Source organism: Microbacterium luteolum (genome assembly GCF_039533965.1).
GTDB classification, from domain to species: Bacteria; Actinomycetota; Actinomycetes; order Actinomycetales; family Microbacteriaceae; genus Microbacterium; species Microbacterium luteolum.
In genome coordinates this window covers 2,476,548-2,498,083 of sequence record NZ_BAAAUN010000001.1, presented here as the reverse complement: position 1 = coordinate 2,498,083, position 21,536 = coordinate 2,476,548, and the positions used below count along the sequence as shown (strand labels likewise).

Here is a 21,536-nt window from a genome sequence, read left to right as displayed (position 1 = left end):
TCATGTCGACATCCCACCCCGCCCGCTCCAGCGCCGTGCTCGGTCGCATCGCGGTCTTCTCCGCGCTGATCGTCGTGCTCGGCACCGTCATCGTGCCGCTGCCCGGAGGCGTGCCGATCACCGCGCAGACACTGGGGGTCATGCTTGCCGGACTCGTGCTGGGCCCCCGGGTCGCGCCCCTCGCTGTCCTCCTCGTCCTCGCGCTCGCCGCGATCGGGCTCCCCGTGCTGGCCGGCGGCCGCGGCGGACTCGGCGTGTTCGTCGGCCCCAGTGCCGGCTACCTCCTCGGCTGGGTCGCCGGCGTCGTGGTGATCGGACTCCTCATGCGCACGGGCCGTTTCACGTGGTGGCGCGCGGCGACGGCATCCCTGCTCGGCGGTGTGCTCGTCGTCTACGCCGTCGGCATCCCGGTGCAGGCGCTCGTGACGGGCGTTCCCCTGGATCTCACGGCCCTGTCGAGCCTGGCGTTCCTGCCCGGAGACCTCATCAAGGTGGCGGCGGCCACGCTGGTCGTCGTCGCGCTGAAGCGCGCCTATCCGCGGGCGTTCCCCGCCCATCGCACGCCGCCGGAGCCCGTCGCGGCCTGAGGCGTCGACATCGGGGGGATCCGCTGCGGCCGCCGTCGATCCGGTCCCTCGGGTACATCCGTAGGTTCGGATCACGAGTGCAGGACGACACGCCGCGGTACGCACCTGCATCCGTGATCTCGACCTGCGGATGCAGGCCCGGACGACGCCGCAAACGCCCGACAGGGAACAACACACCCGTGACTCTGCGTTGCTCTTGAGCGAGACTGGCGACGGAGAGGTGCGACATGACTGCTGCCGAGAAGACCGACGAGTACGACCTGATCGTCCTGGGCGGAGGTGCCGTGGGCGAGAACGTCGCCGATCGCGCCGTGCAGGGCGGGCTCACCGCGATCATCGTGGAGAGCGAGCTCGTCGGAGGCGAGTGCTCGTACTGGGCGTGCATGCCCTCGAAGGCGCTGCTGCGTCCGGCCCAGGCTCTGCGCGCCGCGCAGCACGTGGGCGGCGCATCGCAGGCGGTGACCGGGACGCTCGACGTGCGGGCCGTCTTCGACCGTCGCGATTCGTTCACGAGCAACTGGTCGGACGACGGCCAGGTGAAGTGGCTCGACTCGGCCGGCATCGACCTCGCCCGCGGCTTCGGCCGGCTCACCGGTGAGCGCGAGGTCACCGTGACGGATGCCGACGGCGGAACGCGCGTGCTGCGCGCCCGTCACGCGGTCGCGATCAGCACCGGGTCGGAAGCCGTCATCCCGCCGATCGACGGGCTGCGCGAAGCCGCGCCGTGGACCAGTCGGGAGGCGACGAGCGCCGAGGAGCTGCCGAAGAGCCTCGCCGTCATCGGCGGTGGTGTCGTGGCCGTCGAGATGGCCACGGTCTACGCATCGCTCGGCTCGACCGTGACGCTCATCGCCCGGGGCGAGCTGCTCTCGTCGATGGAGCCCTTCGCCGGTGAGCGCGTGGCCGCCGGTCTGAAGGAGCTGGGCGTCGACGTGCGCACCTCGACCGGCACGACCTCCGTCCGCCGCGGCGATGACGGCGTCACGATCACGCTGGAGGGCGGCGAGGAGATCACCGCGAGCGAGGTGCTCGCCGCGACCGGTCGCTCCGCGCACAACCGCGACATCGGTCTGGAGACGGTCGGCCTCGAGCCCGGGAAGTGGATCGAGACGGATGACACGCTGCGCGTGCCAGGGAGCGACTGGCTGTACGCGGTGGGCGACGTGACGGGCCGCGTGCTCCTGACGCATCAGGGCAAGTACCAGGCGCGGGCGGCCGGAGACGTCATCGCCGCGCGCGCCAAGGGCGAGGAGGTCGACGACGCCCCGTGGGGTCGGCATGTCGCCACCGCCGATCACGCGGCGGTTCCGCAGGTCACCTTCTCGTTCCCCGAGGTCGCCTCCGCCGGTCTCACCGAGGCCGCTGCCCGCGAGGCGGGGCACGAGGTCGCGGTCGTCGACTACGACCTGGGCTGGGTCGCCGGCGCCAGCGTGTACGAGGACGGGTTCGAGGGCCAGGCGCGGCTCGTGATCGACACCGCCCGCGACGTCGTGATCGGGGCGACCTTCGTCGGCCCCGAGGTGGCCGAGCTCATCCAGGCCGCCACGGTCGCGATCGTGGGAGAGGTGCCGATCGCACGGCTCTGGCACGCGGTGCCGGCATACCCGACGATCAGCGAGATCTGGCTCCGTCTGCTGGAGGGCTACGGCCGCCAGTCCGCGTGAGAGGCGGATGCCGACGGGATCATGCAATCCGTTGACGCCTCGGCACCGAACAGGTCCAGGAATGTTTCTCACATTGACGGCATCCCGCGCAACCCCGACCCGGATGTCGCAGCCGTCTTATACGCTCGAACCCACATCCGAGGAGGCAGGACCATGAAGGCTGTACTCGCAGGAACCGTCATCGCCGAAGCCGACGAGAGCGATCTCGTCCGCATCGAGGGCAACTGGTACTTCCCGCCGGCATCCATCGCGCAGGGCGCCCTCGTCGAGAGCCCCACGCCGTACACCTGTCCGTGGAAGGGCGCGGCCCAGTACTTCTCGGTGCAGACCGGAGACGAGCTGCACACCGACTACGCCTGGTCGTACCCGAACCCGTACCCGACCGCGTTCGACCGCGTCGGCAAGGACTTCTCCGGCTACGTGGCCTTCGATCCGCGCGTGCAGATCTCCGAATGACCTCCGTATGCCGGCGCCGGGGCGCTGATGTCCGCCTCGTCGATCGACCGACTGGAAAGTGACCCATGATCGAGTTCCGCAACGTCACGAAGCAGTTCCCCGACGGCACCGTCGCCGTCGATGACTTCAGCCTGGTCCTGCCGTCGCGCAAGACCACGGTCTTCGTCGGCTCCTCCGGGTGCGGCAAGACCACCCTGCTGCGCATGATCAACCGCATGGTCGAGCCGACCTCAGGCGACATCGAGATCGACGGGGAGAACGTGCTCGTCGGTGATCCGGTGCAGCTGCGCCGCCGCATCGGCTACGTCATGCAGAACTCGGGCCTGATGCCGCACTTCTCGGTGATCGACAACGTCGCCACCGTGCTGCGGCTGACCGGTGTGAAGAAGCCCGAGGCGCACAAGCGGGCACGTGCCCTGCTCGACACGGTCGGCCTCGATCAGGCGCTCGCCGAGCGGTATCCGAGCCAGCTGTCCGGCGGGCAGCAGCAGCGCGTCGGCGTCGCCCGAGGCCTCGCCGCCGACCCGAACATTCTGCTGATGGACGAGCCGTTCGGTGCCGTCGACCCGATCGTCCGCGCCGACCTGCAGCAGGAGACCCTGCGACTGCAGCACGAGCTCGACAAGACGGTGGTCTTCGTCACGCACGACATCGACGAGGCGTTCCTGCTTGGCGACCAGGTGGTCATCCTCGACAAGGGCGCGCGCATCGTGCAGGTGGGCAGCCCGAGCGAGATCATCGAGAACCCGGCGGATGACTTCGTCGCCGCGTTCATCGGCGCCGACCGCGGACGCCGCGCGCTGCACCTCAAGGAGACGCCGCACGGCACCGTCGTCGTCGACTCCGAGGGGCGCACGCAGGGAGCGATCGTGGCAGAGGCCGAGACGGATGCCGTCGCCACGACCGCCGGGCAGGACGGACTGTCGTGAACTGGGTCACCGACAACCTCGGCCTGATCCTCGAGCTGACGCTGGTGCACCTGCGGCAGAGCATCGCGCCGATCGTGCTCGGCTTCGTGCTGTCGCTCCCGCTCGGCTGGGTCGCGTGGCGCTACCGGCTCGTGCGCGGTCCGATCATCGTGCTCACGGGGTTGCTCTACACGATCCCCTCGCTGGCCCTGCTGATCCTGCTGCCGGCCACGCTCGGCTATTCCGCGATCAGCGAGACCAACCTCGTGATCGCCCTGACGATCTACGCGGTAGCGATCCTGGTCCGCGCGGTCGCCGACGGCCTCGACTCGGTCGACGACGGCGTCCGCCAGGCGGCGACCGCCACCGGCTTCGCACCGTTCCGCCGCTTCTGGGCCGTCGAGTTCCCGCTCGCGGGCCCCGTGATCCTCGCGGGACTTCGAGTCGCCGCCGTCAGCACGATCTCGCTCGCGACCGTCGGCATCCTGATCGGCGTCACCAACCTCGGCTACCTCTTCACGAACGGGCTCGAGCGCCGCATCATCGCCGAGGTGTTCGCCGGCGTCGTCGCTGTCGTGATCATCGCGCTCGTGATCGACCTGATCCTGCTGCTGATCGGACGCGCGCTGATGCCGTGGACGACGGCCACGAGTCGTGTCTCCGCGAGCCGCGCCGTTCCGGTGAGGGCAGCCGCATGAATCTCTTCGCAGACGCCATCGCGTGGATGCTCGCCCCGGCGCAGTGGACGGGGAACTACGCGCTGCCCAAGCTCCTCGGCGAGCACCTCGCCCTCACCGCGATCTCGGTGCTGATCGCCGCGATCATCGCCCTGCCGCTCGGCTGGCTGATCGGTCACACCGGCCGCGGCCGCGAGATCGCCGTCGCGGTCTCGGGCGCAGCGCGGGCCATCCCCGCCTTCGGTCTCATGGTGCTGCTGGTCCTCCTTCTCGGAGTGCTCCGAGTTCCCGAGGCGGCCATCGCCACCTTCGTGCTCCTCGCGATCCCCTCGCTCCTCGCCGGCGCCTACACGGGCCTCGAGGCGATCGACCGCCGCGTGATCGATGCGGCGCGGGCCATGGGCATGACCGAGTGGCAGATCTTCTGGAAGGTCGAAGTGCGCCTCGGCCTGCCCCTGCTCGTCGGCGGTATCCGCTCCGCGCTCCTGCAGGTCATCGCGACCGTCACGATCGCCGCCTACGTCAACCTCGGCGGACTCGGCTGGCCGATCATCCAGGGCATCCCGTTGCGTCGATTCGATCAGGTTCTCGGCGGCGCGCTCATCGTCGCGGTGCTCGCGCTGCTCGTCGACCTGCTCCTCGCCGCCGCACAACACGCTGCGGTTCCGCGCGGGCTCCGCACCGGTCGCCCGGCACGCCGGCGCACCCGTCCGCTCACCCCGGCTCCCGCGCCGGCGGCATCCACCGCCTGATCTCTCCGTCCCGCACTCACAGCACCAGAAGAAGTCCCAGAGAAGAAGAGGAAGTCCATGTTCACAGCACGAGGCAAGCGCTCCGTCCTCGCCGTCGGCCTGGTGGCCGCGGCGACACTCGCCCTGTCCGCCTGCGGCGGCAACCCGCTCGACGAGCCGTCGAGCGACGCCGGATCCGGATCGGGCGACTCCGAGACGATCGTCGTCGGCTCGCAGGGGTACTACTCCAACGAGATCATCGCCGAGATCTACGCCCAGGCGCTCGAGGGTGCCGGCTTCACGGTCGAGACGAAGCTCAACATCGGTCAGCGCGACGCGTACATGCCCGAGGTCGAGTCCGGTGAGATCGACGTCTTCCCCGAGTACACCGGCAGCCTGCTGGAGTACCTCTCGGACGACGAGATCGATGTCACCTCGCCGGAAGACGTCTACACGGCCCTCACCGAGGCGCTGCCCGAGGGCCTGACCGCCCTCGACTACGCCGAGGCGTCCGACCAGGACACCTACACGGTGCTCAAGAGCTTCGCCGAGGCCAACAACCTCAAGACGATCGAAGACCTCAAGAACGTCACCTCGACCGTCACGATCGGCGCCCCGCCGGAGTTCGAGCAGCGTCCGTACAACCCGGCCGCCGCCAAGGAGGTCTACGGCGTCGACCTGGCGTTCTCGGCCACCGGCCCGACGACGCTCGAGTCGCTGCTCGCCGGTGAGATCCAGGTCGCGGACATCTACACCGCAGACCCTGCCTTCGAGACCGAGGACATCGTCGCGCTCGAAGACCCGAAGAACCTGATCATCTCGTCGAACGTCGTGCCGATCGTCTCGAGCGACATCGCCGACAAGGTGTCGGATGTGCTCAACGCCATCAGCGCGAAGCTGACGGCCGAGGAGCTCGTGTCGCTGAACGTGCTGAGCACGGTCGACCAGCAGTCGTCGGCCGACATCGCGAAGAAGTGGCTCGAGGACAACGACCTCGTCTGAGTCTCTCGTTCAAGAAGTGCCCGGACCTGTTGCTGATTCCTGCAGCGGTCCGGGCACTTCTGCGTTTTCGGGTGCTAGATCCGGGCGTCCTGGCGCGGGACCCAGACCTGCTTGATGATGATGAGGATGGATGCCGTGACCGGCACGGCCACGAGCGCGCCGAGCAGCCCGAGCAGAGTGCCGCCGGCGAGGGCGCCGATGACCACGAGCGAGCCGGGGATCGAGATCGCGCGGTTCATGACGCGCGGCGTGATGACGTAGGCCTCGATCTGCATGTAGATCAGGTAGACGATCGCGAAGACCAGCGCGCCGATCGGGTTGGTGAAGAGCGCGATGCCGGTGCCGATGATCCAGAACATCACGGAGCCGACGAGCGGGATCAGCGTGATGCAGAAGGCGACGGTCGCCATCAGCGGGGGGAACGGCAGGCCGAGGAAGAAGTAGAGCAGGAAGGCGAGCAGCGCGTTGAAGAACGCGAGCACCACCATCCCCATGACATAGCCGCCGACCGAGTCGGTGATCTGGTCGGTGATGTCACCGGCGCGGGCGCGGTCGCGGGCCGGCGCGAGACGCAGCAGGCTGGCCTTGATCCCGGAGAGGCTCGCGAGGAAGTAGAGCGTCAGCACGATCACGATGATCGTGCCAGAGATCCCGGTGGCGATCGATGCGCCGACCTTCAGCGCACCGCCGCCGATGGTGGCGAGGTTGCCGAAGTCCGAGAGGAACTTCTGCACCTCCGCGACCAGATCCTGGAACTGCTCGCCGAACTGCCTCTCCAGGGTGGCGTAGAGATCGCTCCGGGTGAACTCCTGGACCATGCCGGGCACCGAGCGGACGAAGCTCGAGATCTGGTCGACGACGATCGGGATGACCATCCACAGCAGGAGGGCGAACACCACGATGAGGCCGAGGGTCACGACGAGGACCGCGATGGCCCGGGACAGGCCGCGACGCTCGAGCAGGCGAACCGCGGGGTCGAGACCGAGAGCCGCGAAGAGGGCGAGGGCGATGTAGATGAGGACCGTCGAGAGGCTCGTGAGGGCCAGGCCCAGCACGACCGCGCCGAGGCCGCCGAGTGTCACGAGGAAGCCGAAGACGAAGGGGCGATCGATGCGGGTCCAGAACGATCCACGCGGTGCCATGGGCTCGACGACGGGACGCGGAACAGTCTCGGTCGTCGGTCCGCCGGGGGCATCGGTCGGGGTCTCGGATGCCACGCCGTCGGTGGGTGCGGAGGCCGGCGACTCTTCGTTGCTCATGTGCTCACGATAGCGGTGGGCGTCGTCGGAACACGGGCGTTCGGCGGCTCTAGAGTAGGGGAATGACAGCCGCTGAGGACCCGAAGGCCGAACTGCTCCGACTTCGCGCCAGCATCGACAACATCGACGCCGCGCTGATCTTCATGCTGGCCGAGCGCTTCCGCGCCACCCAGCAGGTCGGGCATCTGAAGGCCGAGCACGAGATGCCCGCATCCGATCCGAATCGGGAGGAGCAGCAGGTCGCGCGCCTCCGTGCGCTCGCGGAAGAGGCGCATCTCGATCCGGAGTTCGCGGAGAAGTGGTTCAACTTCGTGGTGGCCGAGGTCATCCGCCACCACACCGAGGCGGCTGAGGGCCGCTGAGAAGAAGTGCCGGACGGGCGACGGTGTGTGCAGCACTCGCCCGTCCGGAGCTGGGGGAGGCCTTTCGGCCAACTAAGTTCAATGAATAAACTTACGGAGAGACTACGGATCGTAGCTCGATCTGTCAACAGCTCGCTCGCGAGAGCCTGAACGGAACCCATGCTCAACTCGGATGACGCCCTCGACACCCAGGCCTCGGTGCGGCGCGCCAACCTGCGGCGGGCGCTGCAGCTGGTCTTCCGCAATCCCGGCGTGCAGACCAGGGCCGGGATCGCACGGTCGACGGGGCTGACCGCGGCCACCGCGTCGTCGCTGGTCGCCGAGCTGCTCGAGAACCGCCTCATCGTCGAGGGGGAACAGGCGGCGAGCACCGGCGGAAAGCGGGCGACGACCCTCAGCATCGACGCGAGTCACCATCTCATCCTCGTCATCGTGATCCAGCCCCGCCATGCGCACATCGCGCTCGTCGCCCTCGACGGCACCGAGGTCGATGTCCGGCGCGTGACCTACTCGGCGGAGGACCGCGACCGCGTGCTCGATGCCGCGGTCGCGGCCGTGGCCGTCGAGTTCGGCGACCGCCTGCTCGCCGCCGGAGTGCAGCTCCCCGGCACCACGGACGGCCGTTCGGTGCTCGAGAGCGTGCAGCTGAAGTGGCAGGACCTGCCCCTGGCCGAGCGATTCGAACGCGTCCTGAAGGCACCGGTCCTGTTGGTCAACGACGTCGATGCCGAGGCCATCGCCGAGGCGGGGCGGGAGGAGTCCCCCGCGGGCTACCGGCTCTTCATCCACATCGGCGGCGGGATCGGCGCCGCGGTGACCCTCGACGGCGAGCTTGCCCCGGGGCCGCGCGACCGGGCCGGGGAGATCGGCCACGTGCAGGTGGTGTTCGGTGAGGCGGCGCGGGACTGCAGTTGCGGACGGCGCGGGTGCCTCGAATCGGCATCCGCCATGGGCGCCATGCTCGGCGAGGGCTTCTCCGACGCGATGGATGCTGCGGAGATCGCGGTGCTCGCCGCTCGTGCCGACCCGCGGCAGCTGGACGACGGCGCCCGCGCGCTCGCCCGCGCCGTCAAGCTCATCAGCGCGCTCCTCGATCCGACGGAGGTCGTCATCGGGGGTCCGGCCACCGTACTCGGGCCCCGCTTCCTCGAGCGCGTGCGCAGCGAGACGGACTATTCGTCGCGGGGTACAGCGCAGGTGCCCATCCGCTACGCCGACCCGCGCGTCGCGCTCTCCGCCGGTGCCGCCCAGGCCGCGCTGACGTCGGCGCTCGGCGTGCGATGGAGCCCGGAGCAGCTGCTCGCGGCATCCGCTCCTCGCCCCTGACGCGAGCGGGGTCGCGTCCTGCGGCTCTTGCCTCTGTGACCGTTCGACGCGCGTGAGCGCGAAGAAGGGCCGTCACCGCCGCTGAGGGGGAGGCGGTGACGGCCCATGGGGAAGCCCGATCAGGCGCGGGGGGAACGCCTGCGTCGGACGGCGACGGCGCCTCCTGCGAGGAGAAGCACTGCCAGGAGGATGGCCGTCGTGATCAGTGCAGGGTCCTGGCCGGTGGTGGCCAGAGCACTGCCGTTCGATGAGCCGGAGCCGGAGCCCGCGCCGGACCCGGACCCGGTGGAGCCGTCGCCGCCTCCGCCGGGGTTCGGCGCCGCACGCACCGTGACGGCGACCGAGATGCTGCCGGGTGTGCCCGCCGCGTCGCGTGCGCTCACCACCAGGGCATGCGCACCGACCGGCACCGTCGGCACCGTGAAGGCGAGGCGGGCCGTGCCATCGGCATCCGCCGTGGCTGTGCCGAGCAGCACCGGGTCGGAGTGCAGCTCGAACGTCGCGGTCGTCCCCGGCTCGAGCCCGGTCACCGTCGCGGTGGCCGGAGTCTCGACCGTGAGCGCGGTGTCCGAGATCGACACGTCGAAGGCCGCTTCCCGGTCGGCGAGATACGTCCGCGTCGCCGCGTCGAGCGCCGCCTGCAGCCGGTCGACCTCGGCGGGGATGTCGACGTCACCCGGGTCGATGACGCCGCCGAAGGGATCCTTCTTGAAGCCGGGGTTCGCCATCTCCGCCATGGCGGCGTTCAGTGTGGCTGCGGCATCCGTCGATCTGGCGGAGAGCCACCGGACCTTCTCGGCGTCTCGGATCCCCTCGTTCATGTGCTCCCAGCGGACCGATGAGATGTCGTGCGGGTACACCTGCGCCGCGTCTCCCGATTCCCAGGTCTTGAAGTCGACGGTGGTGAACGGATCCTCGACGAAGCTGTCGTACGCCCAGCGGAGGTAGCCGTCGGATGCCGTCGCCGTCGTCTTCCACTGCCCCCAGACCGCCTCGGCGAGGTTCGATCGCACGAAGGTGTTCGGGTAGATGCCGACGCAGTAGTAGATGCTCGTGATCAGTCCGAGCTCGCGGCGGTGCGCGGCGACGGTCTCGAACTCCTCGTCGCCGATGAGCACGTTGTCCGCCGAGACCGAGATCTTGTCGATCCGGTCGAGGCGCGGATCATGCAGGCTGTTGTAGTTCATCGCGGCGCCGACCTTGAGGCCGGGTGCTGCCTCGTCGATGAGATCGACCGCCTGGAGGATGTCGTCCAGTGCGCGCTCGTCCATCGCCATGTAGGTGATGTCGAACCAGCCCTTCTCCTCGAGGTGCGGGCCGAACTTCTCCAGGAACGCGGTCCACATCTCACGCCAGATGGGAGTGCCGACCGACACCGATGCGGTGATCCGGCGGTCCTGCGCGACGTCGAAGTACTCGACCTTGCTCGCCCAGTTGACCATGGAGTACGCATCGATCTGGCCGTCGATCCCGACGTCGTCCATCATGAACTCGACCCATCGGTCGAAGACGCTGAAGTCGAAGGACCAGGTGCCGTCGGCGTTCTTCGTCCACTCGACCATCGACTCGTACGGGTCGTAGGTCTGTGACGCCCAGGGGTCCTTGACCACGGTCGTCGTGATGACGTCCTGACCGGCGTCCCGCAGGCGCTGGTAGTGCGGCAGCATGGCGGCGAAGTGCGCGTCGCTCCAGAGCTGGTCGTGCGGGATGCCCTCGGTGCGGGCGACCGCGTACGGGTTCTGCCACAGGTCGACGAACTGCTCCCAGTCGCCTGCGGCCGGGAGTCGGAGGTCGAGGACTTCGAGTCCGAGGGTCAGCTCGATGCGATCGCCCTGGTCGCTGACCACGACGACCGTGCCGTCGTAGACGCCGGGCGCGGCATCGGCAGGCACGTCGACCGTCATCCAGACAGGCTGCACCGAGCGGGGTGCCATCTCGACAGAGGCGATGGGCTTGAGGATGTCCGGGATCGGCTCCTGGGGCTTTCCGAGCGACGGGCGTCCGCGTCCGGCCATCACGGTCGAGACCAGGGTGGCGGTGATGCCGTCGTCGAGGGATGCGCCGTCGGCGCCGGTCAGGTGCACGCTTTCCACGCGGACGCCGGTCTTGGCCTCGCCGGCGCTCCAGAGCACGAACTGCGCGTTGACGCGGTCCTGCTGCCATGCCGTCCCCTGCCATGCCGTCTCGGTCATCGTCACGACATCGGAGTAGTACTTGCGGCGGTAGTCGTCGAAGGACTTGGTGGTCACGTAGTGGAAGTTGGTGTCCGCCACGGCTCCGGACAGCTCTGTGCGCGCGGCGGTCACGGTGACGGTGCGGTGGGCGGTGAATCCGCCGTCTCGCGTGGTGGCGGTGATGGTCGCCTCGCCCGCCGCGACCGCGGTGATCGTGCCGTCGGCTGCGACCGCGGCCACGCCCTCGTCATCGGAGGACCACGTGACGGTCTTGTCGGTCGCGTCGGCCGGGGTGACCGTCGCCTCGACCTTCGCCGTGCTGGTCGCCTCGAGCGTCAGCGGCGACTGATCCAGGGACACACCGGTGGCGGCGACGAGCTCTTTCGTCACGCGGGCGAAGTCGATCTGTGCGCCGGCGCGGGCGGCGGCGGGGTTCTTCTCCCCGGTCACGCGCAGCACGACGGTGTGCGGCCCGGACGGCAGGACGCCGGTCGAGAAGAGCAGCTGCTGATACTGGCGCGTCGCGGAGTACGCGTCGACGATCGTCTCCGGGCCTCCGTCGACCGAGAACGCGTAGGTGCCGTGGGCGGGGTCCGTGTTCCCGAGGAGCTCGGCCTGCACGCCGGTGAAGCGGAAGGTCATGCTCGGGGTGTCGCCGGCGCGGACCCAATGCTCCGTGCCGTTCATCCACTTGGTGGGATCGAGATCGGCGTCTCCCACCCACTTGGCGGGGAACTCGAACCCCTCGGTCGTGGAGGTGACGGCGTCGTCGACGATCACGGTCGTCTCCGCCGCCGCCGCGGGTGCGGACAGCATCGGGAGGAGGGGAAGCGTCAGTGCGAGGGCGAGGATCGCCGCCCCGCCTCTGCGGAGGGATCGGGCACGCGAGCGGCGTGGGGGAAGCAAGGTCTCGGGCACGTTCATCGGGTCCTGTCTTGTCGGCATCGAGAAAGCGGGGAACTCGTGATGGGGGACTTTACTTAGTGAGTAAGCGAAGTGGGGCTAGCGTAGAGTTTGGAGCGGCTGCGTGTCAAGGTTCCGCGGCGAACGGGCGCGAACAGGCGCGAAGGGGAGCGGGACGTCGATGCTGGCAGAGGTGCAAGGGACGAGGGCGCGGCTCGAGCGGTCGGTCTTCGGCGGCGGTGCGGAGGGCCTCCTGGACGGCAAGGGGAAGATCCGCCGCGATCACCTGCGTCGTGCGCTCGCGCTCATCGGCTCCGACGACTCGGTGACCCGCGCGAGCCTCGCCCGGCTGACCGGCCTGACGACCGCCACCACGTCATCCCTCGTCAACGAGCTGATCGCGCTCGGTCTCGTCGTCGAGGGCGAGCAGGCCGAGAGCACGGGCGGCAAGCCGGGCACACGCGTGGAGCTCAACCGCGCGTACTACGTCGTGTGCGTCGTCATCGTCCGCGCGCAGAGCGTGGAGGCCGTGCTGCTCGATCTGAGCGGCACGCGCGTCCTCACACGCGTGACGACCTACGCGTCCGGCGTGCAGCCCGCGGATGTCGCTCGGGTGACCGGCGAGCTCGTGCGCGACTTCCCCGACCGCGTTCTCGCCGTGTGCCTGCAGTCCCCCGGCGTCACCGACGGAGCTGTCGTGCGCGAGAGCGTGCTCCTGGGCTGGAGGGATGTGCCGCTGGCGGAACTCGTCCGAGCGGAGGCCGACCTCCCCATCGTCATCCTCAACGACGCCGACGGCGAGGCTCTCACCGAATCGGTGATCGACGAGGCCGCGGGGGTGCAGCGGCTCGTGCTGCGCATGGGCGAGGGCATCGGCGCCGCCGTGACGATCGACGGCCGCGTGCTCCCCGGCGCGACCAATCGGGCGGGTGAGATCGGTCATGTGGCCTTCGGCGGCAACGGCTCCCGCGTTCGCTGCCGGTGCGGCGGCTACGGGTGCATCGAGGCGGTCGCCTCCCTCACCGCCATCCTCGGCCCCGACTTCCACGACGAGCTGGAGCCGGAGGGCGTGCAGGCGCTGCTGCGGGCCGACGGCGCGGAGGATCGGATGCTGCTCGGCGCCGAGTCCGTCGCCGCCGCGTTGCGGATCCTCTCGGGGCTCACCGACCCCCACGAGATCGTCATCGTGGGGCGTGCCCCGCTGCTCGGCGAGCCGTTCCTGACGGCTGTGCGCTCCGGGTTCGAGCAGAACCGGCCCAAGGGGACGGCATCCCCGCCGATCCGCTACGCGCACGACTCCGACCCGGCTCTGGGGCCGGGTCGGCACGTGCTCGGCAGTGTGCTCGGCGTCGCGCTGATGCGCCCCTCCGCGCGTACGTGAGCGTGCCCGACCGGAGCGACTTCCGCGGCCGTGCGTGACTTCTGCGGCCATTCCGGGTAGAGATGGCCGCAGAAGTTAGCGATGGCCGCAGAACTCGAGCGTGTGAACTGCCCTACTTGACGCTGCCCGCGGTGAGTCCGCCGACGAGTCGCTTCTCGATGAGCATGAAGAGGATGACGACGGGCAGGATCGCGACGATCGAGACGCCGAACACGTACTGCCAGCTGGTCTCGTACTGACCGACGAACTTGGTGAGCGCGACGGAGAGTGGTTGGTTCTTGTCGGTGGAGAGGATCACGAGGGAGGCGGCGAACTCGTTCCAGCAGGCGACGAAGGTGAACACGATGGCGGTGACGATGCCGGGCCAGACGAGGGGGAGGTTGATCTTGAACAGGACGGTGAAGCGTCCGGCGCCGTCGATCTGGGCTGCTTCGTCGACTTCTTTGGGGATGCCGGCGAAGAAGGAGTGCATGATCCAGACGGCGAAGGAGAGGTTGAACGCGGCGTTGATGAAGATCATCGCCGCCCACGTGTCACCGAGGCCGAGGGTTGTGAACTGTCGGAACAGGCCCGAGGTGAGCACCGCGGGCTGCAGCATCTGGGTGACGATGACGAGGAACAGGAACACCATGCGGCCGGGGAATTTGAACCGGGCGGTGTAGTACGCGGCCGGCAGCGACACGACGAGGACGAGCAGGGTCGCGAACACGGCGATGATGATCGTGGAGATGAGGTTGTAGGGCAGGGGCGTCTCGGGCGTCGACCACATCGTGAGGTAGTTCTCCCAGTGCCATTCGATCGGGAGATACGTGGGGTCGACGGAGCGGATCTGCGGTTTCGTCTTCACGGACCCGAAGAACATGATCAGGTACGGGAGCACGAAGATCGCGAGGACGAGGAACCCGGCGGCCATGCGGAGGATGACCCGCGGGAGGGTGACCTGGTCTTCGGTGTAACGGCGCTTGCGGCCGTTCAGTGGGGGGAGGGCGCGTCCGCCGCGGCCGGTGGTGGTGACGAGTTCGGTCTCGGTCACGGTCATGATCAGACCTCCTTCATGGGCTTGACGACCTTGACGTAGATCGCGACGATCACGATCACGATCAGGAACGCGACGACGGACAGGGCGCTGGCGACGTCGACCTTCTTCTGCAGCTCGATGTACTTGAAGATCATCGTCATGATCGTGTCGGCCCCGTATCCCGGGATCGACCCGGTCATGACCTTCAGGATCGGCAGGGAGTTGAACACGTTGATGATGTTGATCAGCACCGCCACGGCCAGGGCGCTGCGCAGCTGCGGGAGCACGATCGACCAATAGGTGCGGGCGGGACCGGCGCCGTCCATCTTCGCCGCCTCGATCGCATCCGCGGGCACCGACTGGAGGCCGGCGAGGATCGTGTAGGTGGTGAACGGGAGCGATACGAAGATCGCGATCACGATCGACCAGGCGAATGCGGTCGCGGGGTTCTTCGTCCACCCGTATCCGACGGCGTCGTCCGAGAGGCCGATGTCGTAGAGGAACTTGTTGAACACCCCGAAGTACGGCTCGAGGCTGTAGTAGAACACCATGGTCGTCATCACGACGGATGCTGCCCACGGCACGATGACGGCCATGCGGACGATCTGCCGCCCGGGGAACGCCTTGTTGAGGATCTGTGCGAGGGCGAGGGAGATCACGACGGTGAACGTGACGACCGACACGACCCAGATGACCGTGCGGCCCAGGATCGGCCAGAACTCCGCGAACGCGAACACGGTGGCGAAGTTGTCGAACCCGACCGAGCCCTTGTCGAGGCCCGAGAGGGAGATGTCGCGGGTGGAGTTGAAGAACATCACCCCGGCGGGGAAGAACACCACGCCGATGATGAGCAGCAGCGCGGGCGCGATCCAGGGCAACGCCTGAAGAAGATCTTTCCCCCCGGACCTGCCGCGCACGGCGTTCCGTCGGGGGGTGCGGGGGCGGCCGGTGGCCGCCCCCGCGAGGTTCGAGGACTCTTTCGTCTGGCTCATGGGAATACCCGAACCTCTCCGTTCAGCGGGCTCAGCCCGCGTCGACCTGCGCCTGGATCTCGGTCAGGACATCCTGAGCCGGCTTCGACTGCAGCTGACCGAACAGCGACTTGAAAGCACCGTCGGCGGCGGACCACTTCGCGTTCGTCGACGGGTAGAACTGGGCGTCGGGCAGCACGTCGAGGAACGGCTTGAGGGCCTCCTCGCCGGACAGCTGCTCGGACCCGGACTTCGTGACGGGCAGGAAGCCCTCGGCCTGCACCCACGGCACGTAGACGTCGGCCGAGTAGTAGTAGTCGAAGAACTTGGTGATCGCGTCCTTCTTGTCGCCGTCGTTCTGGAACGCCATCAGCTGGTCCATGACGCCGAGCGTGAACGGCGAGCCGTCCTTGGTCGGGATCGGGACGATGGAGTAGTCCAGGTCGGGGTTGCCCTCTTCGATCTGGCCGACCGTCGGCGGGAGGCCGACCTGCATGCCGATCTTGCCCTGGATGAAGATGTCCATCAGCGGCGAACGCTGCGTGGAGCCGGGGTCAGCCTGGGTCGCACCGGCGTCGATCATCTTCTTGATCTGCTCGGCACCGACGAGGTTCTCGGGGGTGTCGATCGTGATCTCGGACGCGTCGCCGAACGAGCCGCCGCCGCCCCACAGCCACACGGCCGCTTCGGCCTGCGCCTCTTCGGATCCGAGCGGCATGCCGTAACCGGCGACACCGCCACCGAGCGCGGAGACCTTCGTCGCGGCGTCGAGCAGCGAGTCCCAGTCGGTGGGCGCCGTGGCGCCGGCCTGCGCGAGCAGGGCGTTGTTGACGAACAGGGCACGAGCCGAGGCGATCAGGGGCAGCGCGTACGCGGTGCCGTCGACTTCGGCGTTCTTGATGAACGAGTCCTGGAAGTCGGCGAACGTGTCCTTCGACACGACATCCTCGACCGGGTACAGCAGCTCATCGCCGACGAAACCGGCGAACGGACCGCCGTTGTAGATGTCGGGTGCCTCGCCCGCCTGGATCTTCGTCGAGACGACCTTCTCGAGGTTGTCCCACGACTGGACCTCGAGCTTGACCTTGATGTCGGGGTTGGCCTTCTCGAACCCCTCGATCACGGTCTCCCAGTTCGCCTTGGTCCCGTCGGAGTAGCTGGGCACGAGGAGATCGATGGTGTTCGAGTCCTCTCCTCCGCCGTCTCCGGCCGAGCCGCCGAACCCGCACGAAGCGAGCGAGAGCGTGGCGACGGCCGCAATGGCGGCGGCGCCGAACCGCAGTGACTTCTTCATGTGTATTGCATTCCTCACTGTGAGTGTCCGCTCCGGATGCGGAGCCCGTGTCCGGACGGGGTGTGGTGCACAGTCGCAAGCACGATCACGCGACAGTGCGTGGTGATCGCTTCGCCGGGGGCAGCTGCGATCGTTCAAGCCGAGGCTCGGAGTTCGACGGCAGGAATCGCCGCCAGGGTGGTGGAACTTGTTCGATTATTTGTCAAGGGAACAAACAAATCAAGAGAAACCTGATCTTGATGTTCCTGATCGACATACTATGATCGAATCAAGCTACAAACAATCACAACTATGCAACATCCGCCCGAGAAAGGCACTCCGATGACTGAATCGCTGCCCGGCGCACACATGCGCGAAGAGCTCCGCTCGCAGCCCCAGACCTGGGCGACGGCCGCCGACATGAAGGCCGAGCAGGGTCTGCTTCCCGCCCTCGGGGCCCGCGTCGCCGTCGTCGGCTGCGGAACTTCGTGGTTCATGGCCCAGTCGTACGCCGCTCTGCGCGAGACCTCTGGTCAGGGCGAGACCGACGCCTTCGCCGCCTCCGAGGCGTTCATCGACCGCGGGTACGACGCTGTCGTCGCACTCACCCGCTCCGGCACCACCACCGAGGTGCTCGAGCTCGTCGACCGCATCAAGGGCCGCATCCCCACGATCGGCGTCATCGGCGACCCGACATCGCCGCTCGTCTCGATGGTCGACGAGGCCGTGCTCCTGCCGTTCGCCGACGAGACCTCGGTCGTGCAGACCCGCTTCGCGACCACGGCCCTCGCGCTCTTCCGCGCGTCTCTCGGCGAAGACCTCACCGCGGCCATCGCCGACGCCGCTGCCGTGCTGACCGACACCGACGACGAGGCCCTCCGCGATGCCGAGCAGTACACGTTCCTCGGCCGCGGCTGGGCGACCGGTCTCGCACACGAGGCGGCGCTGAAGCTGCGGGAGTCGTCGCAGTCGTGGACCGAGTCCTACCCCTCGATGGACTACCGGCACGGTCCGATCGCGATCGCCGCTCCCGGCCGAGTGACCTGGCACTTCGGCGACGCTCCGGAGGGACTGGCCGCACAGGTCGAGGCGACCGGCGCCCGTTTCGAGCACCGTGCGATCGACCCCATGGCCGACCTCGTGCGTCTGCACCGGCTCGCCCTCGACCGCGCCGTCGCCCGCGGCCTCGACCCCGATCAGCCCCGCAACCTCACGCGATCCGTCATCCTGGATGCATGAGCGGATCCATCAATGACCGGACCTGACGGCGCAGCATCCGTCCCCGACGTCGAACGCGACGTGGCGGGCGAGAGGCTCGCCGCCGTGCGGACGCTGGGTGCGGGTTCTCCCGTGCTCGCCTTCGACGTCGGCGGCACCGACATCAAGTCGGCGCTGTTCGACGCGGAGGGAAACGCCCTCGGGTTGCGGCGCACGCCGACCCCGATCGCCGACGGCGACCGCACCGACGTGCTCCTCGACCGTCTCGAGGTGCTGGCGGGTGAGCTCCGCGCCGCGCACCCCGGCGTGATGCCGATGGCGGCCGGTCTGGTCGTCCCCGGGATCGTGGATGCGGATGCCGGGCTCGGCGTCTTCGCGAGCAACCTGGGGTGGCACGACTCTCCGCTGCGCGACCTCGCCACCGCACGACTCGCGCTGCCGGTCGCCTTCGACCATGACGTCCGCGCCGCGAGCTGGGCGGAGCGCCGACTCGGCGGGGCGCGCGACTACGCCGACGCGGTCGTCCTCGTGATCGGCACGGGGATCGCCGGCGCTCTGCTCGTCGGCGGGGTTCCCTACACCGCCGGAGGGTATGCGGGCGAGATCGGCCACTCCCCGATCGCCGACGGACCGATCTGCGCGTGCGGTGCGCGCGGCTGCCTCGAAGCGGTCGCGTCCGCCGGGGCGATCGCGCGCCGCTACCGCGACGCCACCGGAATCACTCCGGACGGTGCGAAGGACGTCATCGCCCGTGCTGCCGCCGGCGACGAGGTCGCCGCAGAGATCTGGAACTCGGCGCTCGACGCCCTGACCATGTCGCTCGCTCAGCTCACGGCTGTCGTCGCGCCCGAGGCGGTGGTCATCGGCGGCGGGCTCTCCCGCGCCGGCGGGGCGCTGTTCGACGAGCTGCGCGAGCGGCTCGCGGCACGGTTGAGCTTCCACCGGATTCCGGAACTCGTTCCGGCCGAGCTCTCGGGCAACGCGGGGCTGCTCGGCGCTGCGCTTCGTGCGAGGGAGCTCACGTGATCCTGACGGTCACTCCGAACCCGGCGCTCGACCTGACCTGGCGCGTCGATCGGCTCGTCGAAGGCGGCACGCACCGCGCGGATGCCGGCATCGCCCGTGCCGGCGGCAAGGGCCTGAACGTCGCGCGCGTGGCGCACGCGGAGGGTGAGCAGGTGCTCGCGGTGACCACGACCGGCGGGCGCGTCGGCGAGGAGTTCGCTGCAGAGCTCGGCGCGAGCGGCGTCCCGCATGCGCTCGTTCCGGTCGCCGCCGAGACCCGCCGCAGCATCGCCGTGGTCGATGAGGCGCTCGGCGACACGACCATCATCAACGAGCGCGGCATGAACCCGAGCGACGTCGAATGGGCGGCCGTGCTCGGCGAGGTCGTCGAACGGCTTCCGAGTGCGAGGGTGCTCGTGATCTCCGGGAGCCTGCCGCCGGGCGCGCCCGACGCCCTGCTGCCGATGCTGATCGCGGTCGGGAAGGATGCCGGCGTGCCGGTCATCGCCGACACCTCCGGCCCCGCGCTCCTGCGCGCGGCGGATGCCGGAGCGACCGTGCTCAAGCCGAACGCCGCCGAGCTCGCCGACGCCACCGGCATCGCCGACCCGGTCGAGGGGGCGCGGTCGCTGATCGACCGCGGCGCCGAGCTGGTGCTGCTGTCGCTCGGGGCGGACGGGATGCTCGCCGTCACGGCATCCGCCCTCGTCCATGCCCGTCTCGACGAACCGCTGGCCGGCAACCCGACGGGCGCCGGCGACGCGGGCGTGGCAGCCTGCGCCGTGCTCTACGCGGCCGGGGTCCGCGACCCCGAGCAGATCCTCCGTCGGGCCACGGCATGGTCGGCCGCAGCCGTGCTGATGCCCCTCGCCGGCGACATCTCCCCGCGCTGGACCGCGCTCGAGCAGCAGATCCGCGTCACGCACCCCGATCCTTCGTCGTTCCGGCCCGCATCGTCCTGAAAGGACCCTTCGTGACCCTCGTCTCCGCCCGCGAACTCGTCTCCGCGGCATCCGCCGCCGGCACCGGCATCGGCGCCTTCAACGTCATCCATCTCGAGACGGCCGAGGGGCTCGTGCGCGCGTCGGCGCTCGCACAGCTTCCCGTCATCCTGCAGATCTCGCAGAACTGCGCGGACTACCACGGCGGCCTCGAACCGGTCGCCCTGGCCGCGCTCGCGATCGCCCGACGCGCGCAGACGCCGGTCGCCGTGCACCTGGACCATGCGGAGCGCCCGGAGCTGGTCGACGAGGCGATCGCCCTGGGGTTCGGCTCCGTGATGTTCGACGGCGGTGCGCTCCCGTACGACGAGAATGTGGCGCTCACGGCCGAGGTCGCGGCGCGCGCGCACGCGGCCGACGTCTATGTCGAGGGCGAACTCGGCGAGGTCGGCGGCAAGGACGGGGCGCATGCGCCCGGTGTCCGCACCGACCCCGATGAGGCGCAGGCCTTCGTCGCCGCGACCGGCGTCGACGCCCTGGCCGTCGCCGTGGGCTCCTCGCACGCGATGACCGATCGCACGGCGTCACTCGACCTCGAGCTGATCGCCCGCCTGCGCGCGGCACTGCCCGTGCCGCTGGTGCTGCACGGATCCTCCGGCGTGGCTGATGCCGTGATCGCGGATGCGGTGCGCGCGGGCATGACGAAGATCAACGTCTCCACGCATCTGAACGGGTTCTTCACGCGGGCGATCCGCGAGAAGCTGGCCGCCGACGAGCAGCTGGTCGACTCGCGCAAATACCTCGCGCCCGCACGCGACGCCCTGGCTGACGAGGCCGCGCGGATGCTGCGTCTCTTCGCGCTGGCCGGGAGCGATACGGTGGCGGGATGAAACGGGCGGCGCGACTCAACGCGATCCTCGATCAGCTCGCCGAGGCCGGCGAGGTCACGATCGATGAGCTCGTCGACCGGTTCGGCGCCTCGGCTGCGACCACGCGGCGCGACCTCGACAGCCTGGCCGAGCAGCGCCTGCTCACCCGCACGCACGGCGGCGCCGTCGCTCAGACCGTCGCGTACGAGCTGCCCATCCGCTACAAGAGCCACCTGCGCGCGCACGAGAAGGCGAGCATCGCTCAGGCCGCGGCCGCGCTCGTCGTGCCGGGGACGGTCGTCGGGCTGTCCGGCGGCACCACGACCACCGCGATCGCGGCAGCCCTCGCGGCCCGCGACGATCTCGCGGCGAACGGCGGCATCACCGTCGTCACCAACGCCGTGAACATCGCTGCGCAGCTGGCCACGCGCCCGGACATCAAGGTCGTCGTGACCGGCGGGGTGATCCATTCGCGCAGCTACGAGCTCGTCGGGCCGTTCGTCGAGCAGCTGCTGCGGGGCGTGCGCCTCGACATCGCCTTCATCGGCGTGAACGGGATGGATGCCGTTGCCGGAGCCACCACGCAGGATGAGCGCGAGGCCGCCGTCAACCGGATGATGGCCGAGCGTGCGCGTCGCGCCGTCGTCGTCACCGACGGCAGCAAGCTCGGCGTCGTGGCGTTCGCCGCCGTGGGCGGAGTGGACCTGTTCCCCACGGTGATCACGGATGCCGCAGCGGATGCCGGCGCCGTCGACGCTCTTCGAGAGGCCGGACACGAGGTTCTGCTCGCCTGACCGCGATCACGACGAAG

At 69.2% G+C, this 21,536-nt stretch carries 20 protein-coding genes; 15 read left to right on the top strand and 5 right to left on the bottom strand.

Annotation, left to right across the window (positions count from 1 at the left end; all coding sequences use genetic code 11):
- Positions 1-2: 2 nt before the first annotated feature.
- From ABD648_RS12060 to ABD648_RS12030, 7 genes are all read left to right on the top strand, one after another.
- On the top strand, positions 3-587 hold the full coding sequence (locus ABD648_RS12060; RefSeq protein WP_282215204.1) for a biotin transporter BioY: 585 nt from the start codon (positions 3-5) through the stop codon (positions 585-587).
- Positions 588-814: 227 nt separating this feature from the next.
- The gene (locus tag ABD648_RS12055; protein WP_282215203.1) at positions 815-2,251 is read left to right on the top strand and encodes a dihydrolipoyl dehydrogenase family protein; all 1,437 of its coding nucleotides are present in this window, start codon (positions 815-817) and stop codon (positions 2,249-2,251) included.
- Between the two features lie 153 nt (positions 2,252-2,404).
- A complete protein-coding gene (locus tag ABD648_RS12050) occupies positions 2,405-2,707 on the top strand; it encodes a DUF427 domain-containing protein (protein ID WP_282215202.1) in 303 nt (100 codons plus the stop codon).
- Between the two features lie 65 nt (positions 2,708-2,772).
- Complete coding sequence (locus ABD648_RS12045) at positions 2,773-3,636, top strand: ABC transporter ATP-binding protein (protein ID WP_282215201.1); 864 nt, start codon at positions 2,773-2,775, stop codon at positions 3,634-3,636.
- On the top strand, positions 3,633-4,313 hold the full coding sequence (locus tag ABD648_RS12040) for an ABC transporter permease (protein WP_282215200.1): 681 nt from the start codon (positions 3,633-3,635) through the stop codon (positions 4,311-4,313). Before ABD648_RS12045 ends, ABD648_RS12040 begins: the two co-directional genes overlap by 4 nt.
- Entirely contained in the window at positions 4,310-5,044 is a 735-nt protein-coding gene (locus tag ABD648_RS12035) for an ABC transporter permease (protein ID WP_282215199.1), read from the top strand. Before ABD648_RS12040 ends, ABD648_RS12035 begins: the two co-directional genes overlap by 4 nt.
- A 57-nt stretch (positions 5,045-5,101) precedes the next feature.
- Positions 5,102-6,025 carry an ABC transporter substrate-binding protein gene (locus tag ABD648_RS12030; RefSeq protein WP_282215198.1) on the top strand — a complete coding sequence of 308 codons (924 nt, stop codon included), beginning with the start codon at positions 5,102-5,104 and terminating at the stop codon, positions 6,023-6,025.
- 74 nt (positions 6,026-6,099) lie between these two features.
- Here the strand turns inward: ABD648_RS12030 and ABD648_RS12025 are convergent, their stop codons facing one another.
- Positions 6,100-7,284 (bottom strand): AI-2E family transporter, encoded by a 1,185-nt coding sequence (locus tag ABD648_RS12025; RefSeq protein ID WP_282215197.1) that lies wholly within the window; start codon positions 7,282-7,284, stop codon positions 6,100-6,102.
- A 62-nt stretch (positions 7,285-7,346) separates the two neighbouring features.
- Between ABD648_RS12025 and ABD648_RS12020 the strand changes: the two genes are divergently transcribed.
- The gene (locus ABD648_RS12020; protein ID WP_116636254.1) at positions 7,347-7,646 is read left to right on the top strand and encodes a chorismate mutase; all 300 of its coding nucleotides are present in this window, start codon (positions 7,347-7,349) and stop codon (positions 7,644-7,646) included.
- Between the two features lie 159 nt (positions 7,647-7,805).
- On the top strand, positions 7,806-8,972 hold the full coding sequence (locus ABD648_RS12015) for an ROK family protein (protein ID WP_282215196.1): 1,167 nt from the start codon (positions 7,806-7,808) through the stop codon (positions 8,970-8,972).
- A gap of 119 nt (positions 8,973-9,091) precedes the next feature.
- On the opposite strand, the gene ABD648_RS12010 is transcribed toward ABD648_RS12015, so the two are convergent.
- Positions 9,092-12,070 (bottom strand): glycoside hydrolase domain-containing protein, encoded by a 2,979-nt coding sequence (locus ABD648_RS12010; RefSeq protein WP_282215195.1) that lies wholly within the window; start codon positions 12,068-12,070, stop codon positions 9,092-9,094.
- Between the two features lie 172 nt (positions 12,071-12,242).
- Between ABD648_RS12010 and ABD648_RS12005 the strand changes: the two genes are divergently transcribed.
- Positions 12,243-13,430 (top strand): ROK family transcriptional regulator, encoded by a 1,188-nt coding sequence (locus ABD648_RS12005; protein WP_282215194.1) that lies wholly within the window; start codon positions 12,243-12,245, stop codon positions 13,428-13,430.
- A gap of 112 nt (positions 13,431-13,542) precedes the next feature.
- On the opposite strand, the gene ABD648_RS12000 is transcribed toward ABD648_RS12005, so the two are convergent.
- From ABD648_RS12000 to ABD648_RS11990, 3 genes are read right to left on the bottom strand one after another with little or no spacing between them, the layout of a single operon-like run.
- Positions 13,543-14,469: a carbohydrate ABC transporter permease gene (locus ABD648_RS12000; protein ID WP_282215193.1), complete on the bottom strand. Its 927-nt coding sequence runs from the start codon at positions 14,467-14,469 to the stop codon at positions 13,543-13,545.
- Positions 14,470-14,471: 2 nt separating this feature from the next.
- Positions 14,472-15,440: a carbohydrate ABC transporter permease gene (locus ABD648_RS11995; RefSeq protein WP_282215192.1), complete on the bottom strand. Its 969-nt coding sequence runs from the start codon at positions 15,438-15,440 to the stop codon at positions 14,472-14,474.
- 31 nt (positions 15,441-15,471) lie between these two features.
- A complete protein-coding gene (locus tag ABD648_RS11990) occupies positions 15,472-16,713 on the bottom strand; it encodes an extracellular solute-binding protein (RefSeq protein WP_282215191.1) in 1,242 nt (413 codons plus the stop codon).
- 321 nt (positions 16,714-17,034) lie between these two features.
- On the opposite strand from ABD648_RS11990, the gene ABD648_RS11985 reads away from it, so the two are divergent.
- Genes ABD648_RS11985 through ABD648_RS11965 form a run of 5 tightly spaced genes read left to right on the top strand, consistent with a single transcriptional unit; the run spans position 17,035 to position 21,519 of the window.
- Positions 17,035-17,931: an SIS domain-containing protein gene (locus tag ABD648_RS11985; protein ID WP_282215190.1), complete on the top strand. Its 897-nt coding sequence runs from the start codon at positions 17,035-17,037 to the stop codon at positions 17,929-17,931.
- 12 nt (positions 17,932-17,943) lie between these two features.
- Complete coding sequence (locus tag ABD648_RS11980) at positions 17,944-18,936, top strand: ROK family protein (RefSeq protein WP_282215189.1); 993 nt, start codon at positions 17,944-17,946, stop codon at positions 18,934-18,936.
- The gene (locus tag ABD648_RS11975; RefSeq protein ID WP_282215188.1) at positions 18,933-19,877 is read left to right on the top strand and encodes a 1-phosphofructokinase family hexose kinase; all 945 of its coding nucleotides are present in this window, start codon (positions 18,933-18,935) and stop codon (positions 19,875-19,877) included. Before ABD648_RS11980 ends, ABD648_RS11975 begins: the two co-directional genes overlap by 4 nt.
- An 11-nt stretch (positions 19,878-19,888) precedes the next feature.
- Positions 19,889-20,746, top strand: a complete 858-nt coding sequence (locus tag ABD648_RS11970; protein WP_282215187.1) for a class II fructose-bisphosphate aldolase — start codon at positions 19,889-19,891, stop codon at positions 20,744-20,746.
- Positions 20,743-21,519: a DeoR/GlpR family DNA-binding transcription regulator gene (locus tag ABD648_RS11965; RefSeq protein WP_282215186.1), complete on the top strand. Its 777-nt coding sequence runs from the start codon at positions 20,743-20,745 to the stop codon at positions 21,517-21,519. Before ABD648_RS11970 ends, ABD648_RS11965 begins: the two co-directional genes overlap by 4 nt.
- Positions 21,520-21,536: the final 17 nt, after the last annotated feature.